Origin of the sequence: Vibrio sp. 10N.222.54.A3 (assembly GCF_041474095.1) — a bacterium.
GTDB lineage: Bacteria > Pseudomonadota > Gammaproteobacteria > Enterobacterales > Vibrionaceae > Vibrio > Vibrio crassostreae_C.
This window is the reverse complement of record NZ_JBFRTN010000036.1, coordinates 18363-36411: the sequence shown is the minus strand read 5'-3', so window position 1 is coordinate 36411 and position 18049 is coordinate 18363. Positions and strand designations below refer to the sequence as shown.

The 18049-nt window shown below is 44.8% G+C and carries 13 protein-coding genes; 7 read left to right on the top strand and 6 right to left on the bottom strand.

Annotated features, from left to right (window positions below; translation table 11 throughout):
• Positions 1 to 251: 251 nt before the first annotated feature.
• The 4 genes from AB4507_RS09065 to AB4507_RS09050 form a co-directional block, all read right to left on the bottom strand.
• Complete coding sequence (locus AB4507_RS09065; RefSeq protein WP_004733521.1) at positions 252 to 1133, bottom strand: NAD(P)-dependent oxidoreductase; 882 nt, start codon at positions 1131 to 1133, stop codon at positions 252 to 254.
• A 541-nt stretch (positions 1134 to 1674) separates the two neighbouring features.
• On the bottom strand, positions 1675 to 3753 hold the full coding sequence (locus AB4507_RS09060; RefSeq protein ID WP_372182564.1) for a DUF4962 domain-containing protein: 2079 nt from the start codon (positions 3751 to 3753) through the stop codon (positions 1675 to 1677).
• A 218-nt stretch (positions 3754 to 3971) separates the two neighbouring features.
• On the bottom strand, positions 3972 to 5750 hold the full coding sequence (locus tag AB4507_RS09055; protein WP_102320522.1) for a sodium:solute symporter family transporter: 1779 nt from the start codon (positions 5748 to 5750) through the stop codon (positions 3972 to 3974).
• 731 nt (positions 5751 to 6481) lie between these two features.
• On the bottom strand, positions 6482 to 7201 hold the full coding sequence (locus AB4507_RS09050) for a FadR/GntR family transcriptional regulator (protein WP_372182563.1): 720 nt from the start codon (positions 7199 to 7201) through the stop codon (positions 6482 to 6484).
• A gap of 266 nt (positions 7202 to 7467) precedes the next feature.
• On the opposite strand from AB4507_RS09050, the gene phnD reads away from it, so the two are divergent.
• The 4 genes from phnD to phnE (AB4507_RS09030) all read left to right on the top strand — a co-directional run bounded on the left by phnD (position 7468) and on the right by phnE (AB4507_RS09030) (position 11078).
• Entirely contained in the window at positions 7468 to 8424 is a 957-nt protein-coding gene (gene phnD, locus AB4507_RS09045) for a phosphate/phosphite/phosphonate ABC transporter substrate-binding protein (protein ID WP_048607068.1), read from the top strand.
• Positions 8425 to 8567: 143 nt separating this feature from the next.
• A complete protein-coding gene (phnC, locus tag AB4507_RS09040; RefSeq protein ID WP_017069947.1) occupies positions 8568 to 9386 on the top strand; it encodes a phosphonate ABC transporter ATP-binding protein in 819 nt (272 codons plus the stop codon).
• On the top strand, positions 9383 to 10237 hold the full coding sequence (phnE, locus tag AB4507_RS09035; protein WP_061039644.1) for a phosphonate ABC transporter, permease protein PhnE: 855 nt from the start codon (positions 9383 to 9385) through the stop codon (positions 10235 to 10237). Before phnC ends, phnE (AB4507_RS09035) begins: the two co-directional genes overlap by 4 nt.
• A gap of 10 nt (positions 10238 to 10247) precedes the next feature.
• Entirely contained in the window at positions 10248 to 11078 is an 831-nt protein-coding gene (gene phnE / locus AB4507_RS09030; RefSeq protein WP_372182562.1) for a phosphonate ABC transporter, permease protein PhnE, read from the top strand.
• A gap of 279 nt (positions 11079 to 11357) precedes the next feature.
• Here the strand turns inward: phnE (AB4507_RS09030) and AB4507_RS09025 are convergent, their stop codons facing one another.
• Together AB4507_RS09025 and AB4507_RS09020 are read right to left on the bottom strand one after the other, a co-directional pair.
• A complete protein-coding gene (locus AB4507_RS09025) occupies positions 11358 to 13511 on the bottom strand; it encodes a heparinase II/III family protein (protein ID WP_017072460.1) in 2154 nt (717 codons plus the stop codon).
• Between the two features lie 2 nt (positions 13512 to 13513).
• A complete protein-coding gene (locus tag AB4507_RS09020; RefSeq protein WP_372182561.1) occupies positions 13514 to 15712 on the bottom strand; it encodes a heparinase II/III family protein in 2199 nt (732 codons plus the stop codon).
• Positions 15713 to 16045: 333 nt separating this feature from the next.
• Between AB4507_RS09020 and AB4507_RS09015 the strand changes: the two genes are divergently transcribed.
• From AB4507_RS09015 to AB4507_RS09005, 3 genes are all read left to right on the top strand, one after another.
• Positions 16046 to 16381 (top strand): cupin domain-containing protein, encoded by a 336-nt coding sequence (locus AB4507_RS09015; protein ID WP_009846518.1) that lies wholly within the window; start codon positions 16046 to 16048, stop codon positions 16379 to 16381.
• Between the two features lie 34 nt (positions 16382 to 16415).
• Positions 16416 to 17348 (top strand): sugar kinase, encoded by a 933-nt coding sequence (locus AB4507_RS09010; RefSeq protein ID WP_017061485.1) that lies wholly within the window; start codon positions 16416 to 16418, stop codon positions 17346 to 17348.
• A gap of 73 nt (positions 17349 to 17421) precedes the next feature.
• Positions 17422 to 18048, top strand: coding sequence for a bifunctional 4-hydroxy-2-oxoglutarate aldolase/2-dehydro-3-deoxy-phosphogluconate aldolase (locus AB4507_RS09005; protein ID WP_017069898.1), 627 nt, complete (start codon positions 17422 to 17424; stop codon positions 18046 to 18048).
• The last annotated feature ends 1 nt before the right edge of the window (position 18049 follow it).

Genomic DNA, 18049 nt, shown 5'->3' with positions numbered 1-18049 from the left:
ATATAGATATAGATATAGAAACAAAAATAGGAATTGAGGCAGTAACAAAGTTGAACAGAGTTTTGAGTAGGTGTAGCTGAGGAAGTAGAAGTAGAAGTAGAAGTAGAAGTAGAAGTAGAAGTAGAAGTAGAAGTAGAAGTAGAAGAGTTTAACGAGGGAACAAAGGGTTGGGTATGGCAGATAAAAACGAACCTCGCTGAGGTATCGCCGCCTAAAAAGACAGGCAATACCCTAGCGAGGTCGTACGTCGATTACTTCTCTAGTTTAGCGAAGTAGTCGAAGATTACTGGTACGTCGTTGTTACCCATTCCTGCGTCAACAGCAGCTTGTAGGCTAGTTGCAGTACCTTGAGCAATTAGAGACTCAGTACCTAGCTCTTCACAAAGAGCAAGGAAGTAACCAAGATCTTTGTTAGCGTTAGCAACAGAGAAACCTAGCTTCTCTTCGCCGTCTACTGCGTAGAACTTACAGAATTGCATGAATGGTGAGTTAGATGGACCTGCAGACATGATGTCAAACAGTTGTTGGCCATCAACACCAGCGCGTTGAGCAACAGCGAAAGCTTGAGACATAGTCGCAACAGTCGTCATACCCATGAAGTTGTTTACAAGCTTAGTCACGTGACCAGAACCTAGAGCACCTAGGTGGAATACGTTTTCGCCTTGCTCTTCAAGAACAGGTTTAACTTTGTTGAAAGTTTCCATGTCGCCAGCAGCCATGATGTTCAGAAGACCATCTTTAGCGTGTGCAGGAGTACGGCCTAGAGGTGCGTCGATCATGCCCGCGCCTTTTTCAGCTAGAGCTGCGCCGATTTTCTTAGTAGAAGCAGGGATAGAAGTACCGAAGTCTACTAATACTGCGCCTTCTTTGATGCCAGCTAGAACGCCGTCTTCGCCGTAAACGATTTTTTCAACAACAGCTGAAGTTGTAAGACAAAACTGAACGATGTCACTTGCAGCAGCTAGTTCTTTAGCAGAAGTGAATGCAGTCGCATTGCCGCGATCTGTAACGCGAGCAACAGCTTCAGCGCTTAGATCCATTACGTTTACGTGGTAGCCGCGCTTTTGTAGGTTTTCAACCATGTTGCCGCCCATAAGACCTAGGCCAATGAAACCGATTACAGGTTTAGTCATGTTCAAACTCCAAATATAGTATTGTATGATTATATGGTCATTATAATAACGACGTCTTTTCCGTTACGCAATAGTTTTAGGGTAATCCTTCAATGCTTAGACGCAAGTTGTGACGGGGATTCACTTTACGAGAAAATATGGTCACGCTTTGTACTTACAAGAGCGATATCCCAATCAAAAAATAACCTATTGATGAAATAATGCACTCTAAATGTCATACGATTAATGAGAATAAGCCACTCCAATAACGATTATTAACCTGCCGTCCCTTTTTTCAGACAAGATTAAGGCTGTCCACTGTCAGTAGTTGACAAATTATTGGAAGACAGTCACTGCCCTAGCCTTAGTAAGGTTTACTGAACACGGGTTTTAAACCAAGTTTTGTCGCCACTTACTAAGCCTGGCACTCTTGCTACTTAGCCTCTAACTAACCAACGCAACCTCTTCCCACCTCGTAGGCTACTGCCTGTTCTGTGCAAACAAAAAAACTCCGAGCTTTCACTCGGAGTTTTTAGTATCTAGCTTCTGTTGCTTCAGCGAATTACAGTTCGATTGAAACCGTTTCACCATCAACATTTAGCATTAGCGTGTTGCCTTCAAGCTTGTGAGACACTTCAACTTGCTCGCCTTCGTTCTTATTAGGAACAAGAAGCGTAAGGATGTTGTGCTCTTTTGATGGCTTGAATTCCACTTCAACGTGACGGTGGATTTCAAGATCTTTGAACTCGTATGGGTCAACTTCGCCAAAACCTTCAACGTTCTTAACTGACGTGATGTTATCAGCAGACTCGTTGATGAAGTTTACGTCTAGGTGCGCAACTTCGCCACGGATAGTGAAAGACTTGTCTGCCACGTCGTTTGCGAAAGTTGTGTGCATTAGCCAAGTCATGTCTTTCTCTTCAGAAAGCGTTGCCTTGTCTTGCATTACGAATACTTTACCTTGAACAAACCAGACCTTACGCTTGTAAGATTCAATTTCAGGAACGAAGTACTTGTAAGATGCCGTTGCATCACCCTCAACCATCTTCACATCAGATTCAGTGTCGAAATCAGAGATGTTGCCGCCCGCTTCGATACAGAAGCGATCTTGGTGGTTTTCGTAGCCCGTGTTCTTGTTCTCGCCGTACTGACCTTTACCGCCAAATAGTGGAAGGTTCTTAGAGAACGTTTGACGACGCCATTTAGTGTGCATATCAACACCGAAACCACCGTAATAGCCAGTGATTGACGCTAGCGTTTCACCGAATGCATGCAACGTGAATGCGTTTTGGTCACCGTGAGAGTGGCTGATTGAGCCAAACGGAGAACATTTGAATACCATGTGAATATGGTTATCACGCTCAGTCATCTTGTTGTGGAATGCAGCCCAACCCGTGATTGGGAATACTTTCAACAGTGGGTCATTCGATGGTGCTTTCTCTTCAGGTGCATCCCAAAGGAAGTTAAAGCGAAGATCATCGTAACCGAAGTCCCACCAACCGAAGTTGTAGAATTTGGTGTGTGCTTCAGTATCACGGCCTTTCAGTTGGTTGTAGTACCAAACATACTCAGGCTTCTGGTTAACACCTGCGTAATGCTTGATGTTGTAAGCCAGTTTTAGACCTGGGAAATCACCGATTGAAGACTGGTCACAGAAGCTCGCGCGCTTAGAGTGAACAGGCATGCAGTAAAGCGGGAAATCACCTGTGTTTTCGTAGAATGTTTTGTTGAACATGTCTACGCCACAGTATGCTTTCAATAGGTCGAATGCTTCGCCTAGGAATGCAGTTTGCGTGTTCCAGTAGTCAGGACCTTCAGCCCAACCGCCGTCTACACCGCCCCATGGTGGGTAGTGTACTGCGTAGTATTCTAGTGCGTATGCAATGTACTCGCCTGCTTTCGGGTGATCGTGGTAAAGCGCGATACACGTTGGGATGATAGCAGAAGAGATAGAACGAACACCGTGGCTGTTCAGTGGGTTGTTCAATAGATCAACCGTCACTTTCAGGTGGTGCATGATTTCGTCTAGACGCTCAATCAAAGCATCTTGAACTTGCTGACGTTCTTCATCTGTGAAGTAGCCGTGTAGCCAGTCGTAACCCCAAGCCATAGCCGCGATAACACGGAAAGCCGCTTCATCGTTATAGCCACGAGAAGTCACGCCTTCTGGATCGTACGTAGACAGTTTTAGAGTCCAAGCTTTTGCTTTCGCAATGAGCGCTTCGTCTTCTTTCACAACACCAGCAATCGCTAGGTTACGTGTCGCGTTCAGTGCCATTTGGCAATCAACGTACATTTGACGCCAATAAGGACGCCATAGAGAAGCTTTACCTACCGTCTCAGCTGGGTACGCTTGAGGCTCTTCAAAAGGAGCAGTCTCAAGGAACTTAACGGTAGAGTTGTTGTAGAAATCATCAAACATACAGTGAGCTTGATCAGCTTTCACTTTTGCTTTGAATTCTTCTAGCTGATCAGCTTGAACAAGAAGACGCGGACGTGCTTCGCTCAAGGTGTCTAGGAATGATAGGTCGAAGTCACGTGTTTGAACTTCGATAGGGAGTAGGTCTACAAGATTACCTGCTGAAGTATCGTTTTCCAGCTTCATCTTCCTGATTGCATCAAGAGATTTTTGGTCGCTCATTCTAACTCACTTATTTTTCAAGTTGATTGAAAGGAATTAGCAATAATATACGTCTTATTGTAGGACAATTAAATCTATTTCGGTTCGATTGAACCATTTTGTACAGTTTTCGTGATTTAGGTCAGATATCTTCCACCTGACAGTTTTTCCGTGTCGCAGAACAAAAAATGCGACGCCCTTTCGAGTCGTCGCATTCTATTATAAACGTTTTCTATGTATTAGCTTTCGGTTACTGCTTTCGCTTGCTTGCCGCCGTCATCGACCGCTTTAACCAGTAAGACACCAACACCACCAACAATCACACCACAAAGAATGAAGACTAGACGTCCCCACATTGGGTTAGTGAGTAGAGCCATTAGCATGATACCGACACCCGCTACCGCAATCAGTTTACCAAGCATTTCACGCTGTTTGTTATCCAGTACTTTCTGTTCTGCTGACTCCGCAACTAATGGAGTAGACAGGTTACCGAAGAACTTATCAACGTCTGCTTGACGCTTCTCAGTTAATGGCTTGTAGAACAGAGTTGATAGGATGAAGAAACCACCTGTCAGCGTAATGTGAGCAATCAGACCGATAGCAACCTTAACATCAGACCATTCACGGCTTGTTAGCTCTTCTAGACCGAAGATTGAAGACACCATTTCAGCGTTAACAACGAAACCCACGTAGTAAGAAACAAAACCACCAACCACTAGCGTACCCCAACCAGCCCAGTCCGGAGTCTTCTTAATAAAGAAGCCAAGGAATGCAGGAATTGTCATTGGGAAGCCGATCAGTGCGCCTACATACATCATGGTATCGAACAGGCTCAAACCTTTAAGCGAGTTGATGAACTGTGCAATAAGGATGATAGCAATACCAAACACGGCAGAAGTAATCTTAGAAACCGTTACTAGTTCTTTTTCGCTAGCCGTACCTTTACGAACGATTGGTTCATAGAAGTTCTTAACAAAGATACCCGAGTTACGGTTTAGACCAGAATCCATTGAAGACATTGTCGCTGCAAACATCGCCGCAACTAGAAGGCCAACCATACCTGCTGGCATGTACTCTTGTACGAAGTATAGGTAGGCAAAGTCACCCGCTTTCTTACCTGCTTCTGGGTAAGCTGCTGCTAGGTCGACACCTTGACCTGCAATGTACCAAGAAGGCATGAACCAGATAAATACACCACAAAGCATTAGCACACACGCTAGTAGCGCCGCTTTCTTCGCGTTCTTTGAGTCTTTAGCCGCTAGGTAACGGTAAGAGTTAAGCATGTTGTTAGTAATAGAGAACTGCTTCACGAAGATGAAGAATGCCCAAATGCTGAAGATGCTTAAGTAGTTAATGTTGTTACCAGAAAGGAAAGAACCGCCTTCCGCTACAGGGAAGTTATTCACGATTTCACCAACACCGCCACCTTGAACAACAGCAACAACAGCACATGTCACGGTTACTGCCATGATGATAACCATCTGCATAAAGTCAGATGCAATTACCGCCCATGAACCACCCGTTACAGACATTGCCAATACAACCAAACCGGTAATCCAGATAGTTGCTGTCATGTCGAAACCGAAGATACCAGAAGCGATGATTGCTAGTGCGTTTAACCATACACCGGCAGAAACAACACTGTTTGGCATTGAAGACCAAGTGAACACTTGTTCGTTAGTCGCACCGAAACGCATACGAATTGCTTCGATTACCGTTACTACACGTAGTTGACGGAACTTTGGAGCAAAGTATGCGAAGTTCATGAAGTAACCAAATGCGTTAGCTATGAAGATAACCGCTACTGCAAAACCATCGTTATACGCTTTACCTGCCGCACCGGTGAATGTCCATGCACTAAACTGGGTCATAAAGGCGGTTGCACCAACCATCCACCACAACATGTTACCGCCCCCGCGGAAGTAGTCACTGGTGGTACTTGTAAATGTTCTAAACATCCAACCTATCGCAATCAAGAATAGGAAATAAATGCCGACAATAATCGTGTTGAGTTCCATCGTGTATCCTTTGTCCGTTGTATTTTGTTACGAGGACTATAGGAAATCTCAAACTTTATTTGTAGTACAATAATCCAAATAAGTGATGGCGATCTTATTTTGATTGATTAAGTTAATTATATATATGACATAGGATGGAATATGGCCAATCCATCAAGGAAATTACTGGTGTTTGAGGTGAAAACTCAAAAAACCAAGACCAAACAACATCAAACCCATTAAAATCAGAGGCTTATAAAAAAGTGAGACTTTGCACACTTATTAACAAATACAACCAAACACATATAAATATAAAATTCTCAAAAATAATAAAACCCAAACCTGAGCTAAATCACCTTCATTTATCACACAATAAACCAGTGTTTTTTTATCTATTGAGAGTAGATAATTTCATTAGAATTCAACTTAAATTAATCCATATTGAAGCGGCATATCCTGTTCAAACGATGGCGGATTAAAAATATACAAAAATGAAAAATCATGGATGACGCATAATTATTTTGGGGGAGCTCGAGTGTCTAAAAAACGAATATCGAGCGTAATATTATTTTTATTTTGATGGTAAAGAGAACGACCGCTAGGCGTATACAAGAAAGAACTGACTTAAGAAGGAGTTAAGCGAGGGTGAACCAAAACAGTGCCACACATGGTGCAACACGCTTTCTAAAAACAAAAAAGGCATGCACTTGGCATACCTTTTTGACTGGTTCAAATGAAGTTGAAAACCGTGTTTAGCTTGCAGTGGCTAAACGGTGGTTAGTATCTTGCAAGTGAGCCGCTGACATTGTACGAGCTTTTTCACTGTCGCCAGCCATAATCGCTTCATAGATTCTACGGTGTTCATTGATACATGTGCTGCCCTCTTCAGAAGAGTGCACGATGAAGTTAACGAACATGGTCGTCAGAATATTGCCGAATGGCAGGTAGAAATCGTTACCTGTCGCATTAAAGATCAAGCTGTGGAAACGAGTATCGATGTCTGTCCAACGTTCTTGATCAAACACTTCTGCGTCATCCACTTCTACCATCTTCTGGAAGATCTCTGAAAGCTCGATACGTTGCTCAGCAGTCGCAAATTTTGCAGCTAATGCACACGCTTCAGGTTCAATCGCACGGCGAAGGCCTAAAAACTGAGAACAGAATTGGTCTATGTCGGTTAGACCATCCATCCATTCAATCAGTTGAGGATCAAGAAAGTTCCAGTATGCGCGATCTACTACACGAGTACCGATTTTCGGGCGGGACTCTAACAGACCTTTAGAAGTCAGTAGTTTAACAGCTTCACGAAGTGCCGTACGGCTGATACCAAACTGTTCACACAGCGCCATTTCACCAGGAATAATAGAACCTTGTGGCAGTTCACCAGACAAGATTCCACGAGCGATTTCACGCGCTACTTGCACGTGCAGGCTGCGCTTCGAGCCCGAGATTGAATTAAAAGTGCTAACCATAAGTTCACTTATTTTATATGTTATGTTTATGTATTATTTAAGGATCACTATAACAGGATTTCAACCTAGCGCCAATTGAGTAAATTAGCAACGAGTCGCTCTCTATTAATTTACTCAATGAATCAAACACTTACAAAGCATCCAATTCCGCACAGCTAGAAACATTATGTTACACCATTCATAAATCCGTCATCAAAACGCATCGGTTCTGTCATCCTCGATTTCTATACTCCCTTCCCAAGACATCACTCAATTGGACTGAAATAATGAAACCGACAAAAACAAATCTCACGCTTAAGAGCGCTATTACTGCTGCGCTGATTTTTTCTGGTTCTGCATTAGCAATGGATACACGATACGAAGATCGCTCTGGCAACTTGGTTGCTGATGTTCCTCAAGATGAATCACAATGGGTTGACCCAAACACGCTAATTTTTGCTTATACGCCAGTTGAAGATCCTGCAGTATACGCTGATGTGTGGAGCGAGTTTTTGAGCCACCTTGAAAAAACAACGGAAAAGACGGTTCGTTTCTTCCCTGTTCAAAATAACGCTGCTCAAATTGAAGCAATGCGTTCAGGTCGCCTACATATCGCAGGTTTCAACACAGGTTCTACACCACTAGCGGTTAACTGTGCAGGCTTTGCCCCATTCACAATGATGGCTGCAGAAGATGGATCTTTCGGTTACGAAATGGAAATCATCACTTACCCTGGTTCTGGCATTGAGAAAGTGGAAGACCTAAAAGATAAGAACCTAGCGTTCACATCACAAACGTCTAACTCTGGCTTCAAAGCACCTTCTGCGATTTTGGACGCTGAATATCAACTTCAACCTGACCGAGATTTCAAACCAGCATTCTCTGGCGCACACGACAACTCTATTTTGGGTGTGGCGCACAAAGATTACGATGCTGCGGCAGTCGCTAACTCAGTATTGAACCGCATGCTTTCACGCGATGTTGTGAAAGAAGACCAAATCAAGAGCATCTACAAATCTCAAACCTTCCCGACTACCGCTTACGGCACAGCGCACAACCTGACGCCAGAGCTGCAAGAGAAGATTCAAAAAGCGTTCTTCACTTTCGATTGGGAAGGCACAAAGCTTCAAGAAGAATTTGAACGTAACGGCGAAGCGCAGTTCGTTCCTATTACTTACAAAGAGCACTGGGAAGTGATCCGCACTATCGATACGGCAAACAAAGTCTCTTACACGTGTAGCTAAGTTCAACCGAACTAAAAAGCCAATCACACACCGATAAAACTAACTGCAGGTGTATTCGCCTGCAGTTATTCACCACTCTTTCCGGTTTACTTTCCATGCCTGTCTCAGGCGAACTCTTAGTACACCGCTCTTATAGGAATTCTATGTCTACTCTTACCCTTAAAGGGCTTACCAAGCACTACTCCAGTTCTGATAAAGCCCTTACCAACGTTAGCTTGTCGGTCAATGCCGGTGAAGTGGTTGGTTTAATTGGTCCATCTGGTGCGGGTAAATCAACGCTTATCCGTTGTATTAATCGGCTCACCGAACCCACCAGCGGCGAAGTGATCTTTTCCAATACCAATCTAGAAACGCTGTCTAAGCGACAATTGAGACAATCACGCCGTGAAATCGGGATGATTTTCCAAGAGTACGCGCTGATTGAGCGTTTAACGGTGATGGAAAACGTACTTTCAGGGCGTTTGGGTTACGTGAATTTCTGGCAAAGCTTTACTCGTCGTTTCCCGGAATCGGATATCCAAGCCGCTTACGCCCTACTCGACCGTGTTGGATTGTTAGAACACGCTAATAAAAGAGCCGATGCTCTGTCGGGTGGTCAGCGTCAACGTGTTGGTATTGCACGCGCACTTGCGCAGAAACCGAAATTACTGTTGATTGATGAACCAACGGCCGCACTTGATCCACGTACTGCGCGCCAAATCATGCGACTGATCAGTGAGATTTGTTCAGAGCAACAGCTCCCTGCCATCATCAATATTCACGATGTTCAATTAGCAAAGCAGTTTGTTGACCGTGTTGTCGGCTTGAATGCAGGTTGTGTCGTATTTGATGACAAACCAAACCTGCTCACTGAAGATGTTTTAACGCAAATCTACGGTGAAGAAGACTGGAGTCAACAAGCAGAAGAAGAGGCCGATGACCTCATCATCACAAGCCCTCGCCTGTCTGAGGCAACAATATGACTCAACCATATCCAAATCAAGTTCAGCAGCATTTAAAGTCAGGAAAACAGAATTCCAAACAATACCCGACACAGTGGACAAAGCCGCCACTGATTTCTAGCCCGTGGCTGCGCTGGAGCTTAATCATCATTGTCGCGGTTTACTTGTACCTTGCGACTCAATCGGTACACGTCAACTGGGCTCGAATTTACGAAGGCAGCGAACGCGGCTGGCAGTTCATTTTGGCTTTCATGAACCCAGATTTTGGTGGCCGTTGGAACAACATCTCACAAGGTTTGATTGAGAGTTTAACCATGACACTGACATCTACTGTGGCGGGTGTCCTTCTTTCAATCCCATTCGGATTAGGCGCAGCGAAAAACCTTGCCCCTACGCCAGTTTACCTGTTCTGTCGTGCGTTTATTTCGGTTGCTCGTAGCTTACAAGAAATCATCGTAGCGATTCTGTGTGTTGCTCTATTTGGCTTTGGTACGTTTGCGGGTTTTGTCACGCTCACCTTCGCGACCATCGGCTTTCTCGCAAAACTGTTTGCCGATGAAATTGAAGCCATTGACCCAGCACCACTCACCGCAATGCGCGCAACGGGCGCGAGCTGGTTACAACAGGTGAATTACGCGATTCAAGCGCAGGTAATGCCGCGCTTCATCGGACTTTCGATGTACCGACTCGACATCAACTTTCGTGAGTCAGCCGTGATTGGCATTGTTGGCGCAGGTGGTATCGGCGCAACGTTAAACACAGCAATGGACCGTTACGAATACAGCGCAGCAGCCGCTATTCTATTGATTATTATCGTGATTGTGATGTTGTGTGAATACCTATCAACCATCATCCGTAAGCATGTGCAGTAAGGAACGACCAATGAGCACGCTAAATGAAACACCGACAAGCGCCATCAATCGTACCCAATGGCAGCGTTACGACAGTAAACAGAGCCTCATGCTTTGGCTAGGCTGGCTTTGCTTTGTTGCTTTGACAGTATTCGCATGGCAAGTCATGAACAAAGATACGATTTGGTACTTTGTGACTGACTCACCGGATCAATTTGCTGATATCTCTTCACGTATGTGGCCACCAAGATGGAGCTACTTAGAGTCTCTTTGGAGCCCTTTGTGGGACACCATTAACATCGCAACAATTGGCACACTGTTAGGGATCGTACTCGCGTTTCCAGTTGCATTCTTAGCCGCACGCAACACAACGCCAAGCACAACGTTTATCAGGCCTATCGCACTGTTCATCATTGCGGCAAGTCGTTCAATCAACTCATTAATTTGGGCACTCCTGTTAGTGGCTATCATCGGCCCAGGGTTACTGGCCGGTATTATCGCGATTGCGCTACGCTCGATTGGCTTCGTGGCTAAGTTAATGTACGAAGCGATTGAAGAAGTAAACGTCACGCAGATGTCAGCGATTGAATCGACGGGGGCATCTCCACTGCAAGTCTTGAACTACGGCATTCTTCCGCAAGTAATGCCAAGTTTCATCGGCACGAGCTTGTTCCGTTGGGACATCAATATTCGAGAGTCTACCGTCTTAGGTTTGGTGGGCGCTGGCGGTATCGGCTTAAAACTGCAAGAATCGATGGCAATGCTGGCATGGCCTCAAGTGACTGTGATTTTCTGTGCGATTCTAGTGACGGTCATCTTCTCCGAATGGCTGGCTGCGAAAGCAAGAAAAGCCCTTATCTAAATACTAAAAACAACGTCAAATAGACGGTTAGCTAAGATCAAAGCCTACTCACTGAGTAGGCTTTTTGTTTGTTGAAACGTTCTATTCTGTTTCTTACACACATAAAAAAACCGAGCAACTCGCAATGAGTTACTCGGTTTGACTTATTCCCGATGTATTCAGTCGTTGTTGGTATCAACGAACGATTTTGCAATCACGACTGAATTCAATGTGACGCTTCGTTCCCGCAAAGCACCACATCAGTACACACCATCGTTAAATGGTATGTGTGTTGATCATTTACAGTTGAGCAAATGATCCTTCCCACGAGTATGTCTCACCCGCAAACTCAACAGTGTGAGTTGCTTGCTGCGTGTCTTCAGCTTGGTTTGAGATACCGTAGTGGTAAGTGTTACCAGAAGTAGTCTGAATGCGAACAACAGTCCCGACACTGTTATGGCCCACAACAGATACTGATTTAACTAGACCACGAGCGCCTACAGAGGCTTCGATAGACTCGTTAAAGTAACCATGCGTTTCTAGTACAGAAGCAAACACGTGGTTTTGACCAGACTGACGTAAGATGAACGCAGGCTCACTCTTAAGGTTGAAGTCTGGATCGTTAGCACCAGTGCGAGCAAAAATCACTTCGCTGCCCGCATTCGCGCTGGTTACTAGGCTGTAGTAGCTGCTGTCATGTAGCCAGCTTACTAGAGAACCTTCTTCGTTCACTTTGCCTGAAGCAACGTTCCATAAATGTTGGTAACCGTTGTCTTCACCTAATGGCTTAAGCGTTGTTTCCATGTTGTAATCGAAGTCAGTGCGAATGATTTGACCCGAGTGGTGAACTGGTAAGTCGTACTGGTGCTCAGCGTCAGCTTCGATGCGGTACACATCAATTACTAGCGGTTTTTCGAACTCAGGTAGTTCAGCAAGAATCACGCTGCGTTGCATGTCTACGCCAGTGTAGTACTCAGAAATTGTGCCGCTCATACCTTGTAGCGACTGGTCGTCTGCTACGAAGAAGTGCTTCTGACCAAACTTAGACTCAGCCAATGCTGTGTTGAAGTTGTTCTGCGTTTTCTGATCAACCGTTACTGTGTTGTGAGCAACCGTCTGCTTACAGTAAGACTTGTTCTCCGGGATGTAACGACCGCCAAACTTAGGCTCAACGTTTACCCAACGACCGAAGCCGTAATCGTGCAGCACTTCGTGGCCACGGTTGAATACGCTTAGGTGCAAGCCATCGTAGTGACCATGGTCTAGCGCAGAATGGTACTGGTGGTCTGAACCGTGCTGACCAAACCAGATCAACGCCATTGTGTCGTCGTCTTGCACATCACGGTGACGAAGGATGCTTACGCCGCCTTTTTCGCCTTCAGGCCCGTCTGTTACAAACAGGCTACCCCAGTTGAATGGTTTGATGTCGTCTGCTGCATCAACCGCATCAGACAGTGTTTTACCAGAAGCATGAACCCAAACATTTTTTTGGTGATCAGCCATACCAAGCAGAGTTTCAGTCTGCTCGTAACGGTGGTAACACACAGACGTTGCCATGATAACGCCTTCATCGTTGATAGAGATTGTCTTCGATGAATCGTTCAGAGCTGGCAATGTACCGTCTGGGAATGCTGTTTTGAATACAGAGTACGACGTTGTCTTGATCACTGAGTCGTTGAATTCATAGATACCAACTTCAGGCTGACGACGTTCAATTGCTTCTGCGAACAGGTAGATTGGACGTAGCGAGAAACGGTGGTAGTAAGGACCTTCCATGTAGTAGCCGTCTGGCGAAAACAGTTGGTCAAGTTGTGCTAAGAAACCGCCGCTTACTTTGTCTAGTTTCAGGCCGTAAAGCGCTTTGTCTACAGACTCTTGATCGTTGATTGCGTAACCACAGATACCTACCGCTGCCACAGCCCATAAGCCGTGGTTGTGTACGATATCGAAGTCGTGTGCGTAAGTCACAACGAACATTTCGATCATTTGCTTAAGAAGATCGTCTTCGATCAGACGCTTTTGCTCTTCAGAAATGGTGTGGTAAATACAGCTGTACGCACAAGAAGCGTAAAGCATCCACATGTTCTCGTTCAACGTTTGGTGGAACAGCTTACCCGGAGGGTTAGAGTCACGGCTTACGTTGCTTTCAAGTGTTGGGTACACCGTCGCGTACGCTGTTAGCATATCAACGATGTAATCACGGTACTTTGTTTCCTCAGTGATAAGGAACAAACGGCCCGCTAGATCCATATGGATGTAGTTTTGCTTGTGACGGTTGTGCTCGTAACCGCCGCCTTCACCGTGACCAGGTACTTCAATGCCAACTTCCGCCATGTAAGCGTCAGTTTGTTTAATGTCGCGAGTCAGTGCGTTACCTAAAAGGCTATCCTTGCCAAGTTCTTTACGAAGCTCTGCTGCTTCATCAAAGTTAAGTAAAAGTGGTTGATAGCTCATTATTATTTCCCCTGCTCTGCTCTGCTTGCTAATTCTGGGTTTAAAGTTGTTTCTACTGAGTAGAAGCCTGTCCAGCTGTATACTTTGCCGTTCAGCTCTACTTTGTGTTCAGTGCTGTCAGTCGCGCCAAGTTGGTTGCTGATCATCACTGTCACGTTTGATTTCTCTGTGGTGATCTCAACTACCGAACCGATATTGGTGTGAGCCACTACTTTGATGTCTTTCACAACACCACGTGCATTAACTGATTGCTCGAATTCTTCGTTGAAGTAACCGTGCGTTTCAACAACAGAAGCAAACAGTGTTGTTTCACCTTTGCTGCGTAGAATGAACGCAGGCTCAGAACGTAAGTTGAAGCTTGGGTCGTTAGCGCCAGTGCGAGTAAAGATAACTTCAGCATTGTCGTTAGACGTTGCACCTAGCCACGTGTAGTAGGTGTTGTTCTGTAGCCAGCTTACCAGTGCTGTGCCCTTCACTTCACCGCTTGCCACGTTCCATAGGTGTTGGTAACCGAAGTCTTCACCTAGCGTGTTCAGCTCTTTGTTTGCTTGGTATTCAAAGCTAGTGCGAACAATCTGACCTTGATATTGGTGTGAGTAGTCGTACTGATGCTCACCTTCACCGCCTTTCTCAGAATCTAAACGGTAAAGATCTAATAGTAGCGGAGATTCTAATTCTTCAAGGTTTAGCATGAACACGCTGCGTTGCATGTCAAAACCTTCGTAATGATCGTTAGCAAATGCGCTCATGCCATTGATTTGCTCGTCTTCTACTTTGAAGAAGTGTGGCAAGCCGTGTACTGCATCTGCACGTTCAACGTCAAAGTTGTTCTGACATTTTTCATCAATCGTTACTGCGTTATGTGCAATTGTTTGACGAGCGTAAGATTTGTTTTCGTCTAGGTAACGGCCGCCGAATTTAGGCTCAACGTTCACCCAACGACAGAAACCGTATTCACGCAGTACTTCTTGACCACGGTTGAAGAAAGAAATACCCAGCGTATCAAAGTTACCGTGACCCATGCCGTGTTGGCCGTAGTTCATAACAAGTTGAGAAACGTCGCCTTTCTTATCCTGCATACGGATAAAGCCTTGCGCGCCGTTGTGACCTTGAGGGCCTTCGTTCAATTCAACACTTGGCCAGAAAGGCATGCCGATATCTTTCTCAGCAGACGCTGCTTCGTAGGCTTTAGATAGCTCAAGACCACATGGATGCATCCAAACTACGTCTTGAATCTTCGCCATACCAAGAATGTTTTGGTCTACGCCGTTTTCAGAAGAGTAATGCTTGCTGTAAACACTTACTGCAACCTGAACACCCATGTCTGTAATACCCATAGTACGAGAAGCATCATTCAGAGCCGGGAACTCACCGTTCGGGTAAGCCGTCGCCAGCATCGCTTGTACTGTGTTACCAATCACGCCGCCTTTGTAGTTGTAGATATCCACTTCAGGCATATGACGGTGAATCACTTCAGCGAACACACACGTTGGACGAATCGCATAACGGTGGTAGTAAGGACCTTCCATGTAGTAGCCAGACGGTGCAAACAGCTGAGAAACTTGCGCTAGGAAACCGCCAGTATCATTACGATCAATGCCGTACACTGACATTTCAAGGTACTCACGCTTACCTAAAGCAAGACCACAAATACCGACAGCCGCTACTGCCCAAATACCGTGATTGTGAATTCGGTCGAAGTCGTGTGCGTATTTAACCGTGAACATTTCTAGCATTGGTTCAAAAATGCGAGACTCAATATTGTCGCGTTGTTCTTGTGTCAGAGTTGAAGCAACACAAGAGTAAGCTAAGCTTGAGAACATTAACCAGCAGTGTTCGTTCAGGATTTGGTGGAACAAACGACCTGTAGGGTTAGTGTTTTTCTGTACGTGGTAATCAAACGTTAGGTATTTGTCTGCGTACTCTTCTAGTAATTCTGTAACAAAGTCAGCGTACTTTTGCTCTTTAGTGATCAAGAACATGCGACCAGCTAGATTCATGTACGTGTAATTTTGCTTATGGCGGTTATGTTCGTAACCACCAGCCTCACCATGACCTGGGACATCAATAGGTAAACGCATGAATGCTTCTAGATCTTTCGCGTTCGCTGCAATGGTTTTGCCCATTAAGCTAGAACGGCCCACTTCAAGATGAAGCTGCTCGATTTCTGCTTCAGTCAACAATACTGGTTTAGTCGTCATATTCTTTGTCACCCTCAATAAAGAGTTTATCTGCTTAAACTTTGATTAAATTTTCAAACTCCATATAAAGTAATACAATATGAGCTTTAATTATACCTATTCGTCGCCAAATGATGAGTAGAGTCACACTATTAGTCATAAGCCATTGATGTAGCTGACTAATGGTAAATATCAGCCATTTATTAAGTTGTTGATTTATTTACGCTATATGAAGTATCGCTTGATCAATATCACACAAATTTAGATATATTGTATTACAATTGAGCTCATTCCCTTATGATGGATGCAAGTTAAGTAACACTTAAAAGATTTAAACAGATTAGGAGATACACAATGAACTCTTTCTTTATCCTAGATGAAAACCCATGGGAAGAACTTGGTGGCGGCATTAAGCGTAAAATCGTTGCTTACACTGACGATCTAATGGCAGTACACCTATGTTTTGATAAGGGCGCGATTGGCCACCCTCATACTCACGAAATCCATGACCAAATCGGTTACGTAGTTCGTGGCAGCTTCGAAGCTGAGATTGAAGGCGAAAAGAAAGTCCTTAAAGAAGGCGATGCTTACTTCGCTCGTAAACACATGATGCACGGTGCAGTTGCACTAGAGCAAGACAGCATCCTTCTTGATATCTTCAACCCTGCGCGTGAAGATTTCCTAAAATAATAAACAGCGCAACCTCAGTTGCTAAGGTAAGCATATGAAATCATTAAACATCGCGGTCATTGGCGAGTGCATGGTTGAGCTACAAAAGAAACAAGACGGGCTTAAGCAAAGTTTCGGTGGCGATACACTAAATACTGCACTTTACTTGTCTCGCTTAACAAAAGAGCAAGATATCAACACGAGCTACGTAACAGCACTAGGCACTGACCCATTCAGTACCGACATGTTAGAAAAGTGGCAAGCGGAAGGTATCGACACTAGCTTAATTGCTCAGCTTGATCACAAACAACCAGGGCTTTACTACATCGAGACCGATGAAACTGGTGAACGCAGTTTCCACTACTGGCGTAATGATGCTGCAGCAAAGTTCATGTTTGACCAGGAAGACACGCCTGCTCTACTTGATAAGTTATTCTCTTTTGATGCGGTTTACCTAAGTGGTATTACGCTTGCTATCTTGACAGAGAATGGACGCACGCAGCTATTCAACTTCTTAGACAAATTTAAAGCGCAAGGCGGCCAAGTATTCTTCGACAATAACTTCCGTCCAAAACTTTGGGAAAGTCAACAAGAAGCGATTTCTTGGTACTTGAAGATGCTTAAGTACACTGACACGGCTCTACTGACGTTCGATGACGAGCAAGAGTTGTACGGCGACGAAAGCATTGAACAGTGTATTGCACGTACGTCTGAATCTGGTGTGAAAGAGATCATCATTAAACGTGGTGCTAAAGACTGCTTAGTAGTTGAAAGCCAAAGCGCTCAGTACGTTGCTCCAAACCCAGTAGACAACATTGTTGATACTACAGCGGCTGGCGACTCGTTCAGCGCGGGCTTCCTAGCTAAGCGCTTAAGCGGTGGCAATGCACGTGATGCAGCGTTAGCAGGTCATATTGTGGCAGGGACTGTGATTCAGCATCCAGGTGCTATCATTCCTCTAGAAGCGACGCCTGATCTGTCTCTATAATTACGCACTTTAACTATTAATCAAGGGTTTGCTTAGTTGAAAGCAAGCCCACATTTAACGTGAGAAAGAATTCATGACTACATTAAATGAACAACTAGCAAACCTAAAAGTAATTCCTGTAATCGCTATCAACCGTGCTGAAGACGCTATCCCTCTAGGTAAAGCACTTGTTGAAAACGGCATGCCATGTGCAGAAATCACGCTACGTACAGAATGTGCAATCGAAGCGATTCGCATCATGCGTAAAGAATTCCCAGACATGCTAATTGGTTCAGGTACTGTACTGACTAACGAGCAAGTTGACGCATCTATCGAAGCTGGCGTTGATTTCATCGTAAGCCCAGGTTTCAACCCGCGCACTGTTCAATACTGTATCGATAAGGGTGTTGCAATCGTACCGGGTGTTAACAACCCAAGCCTAGTTGAGCAAGCAATGGAAATGGGCCTTCGCACGTTGAAGTTCTTCCCTGCTGAGCCTTCTGGCGGCACTGGTATGCTTAAAGCACTAACAGCGGTTTACCCTGTTAAATTTATGCCTACTGGTGGCGTAAGCTTGAAGAATGTTGATGAATACCTATCGATCCCTTCTGTACTTGCATGTGGCGGTACTTGGATGGTTCCAACTAACCTTATCGACGAAGGTAAGTGGGACGAACTAGGCAAGCTGGTTCGTGACGCAGTTGATCACGTTAACGCTTAAT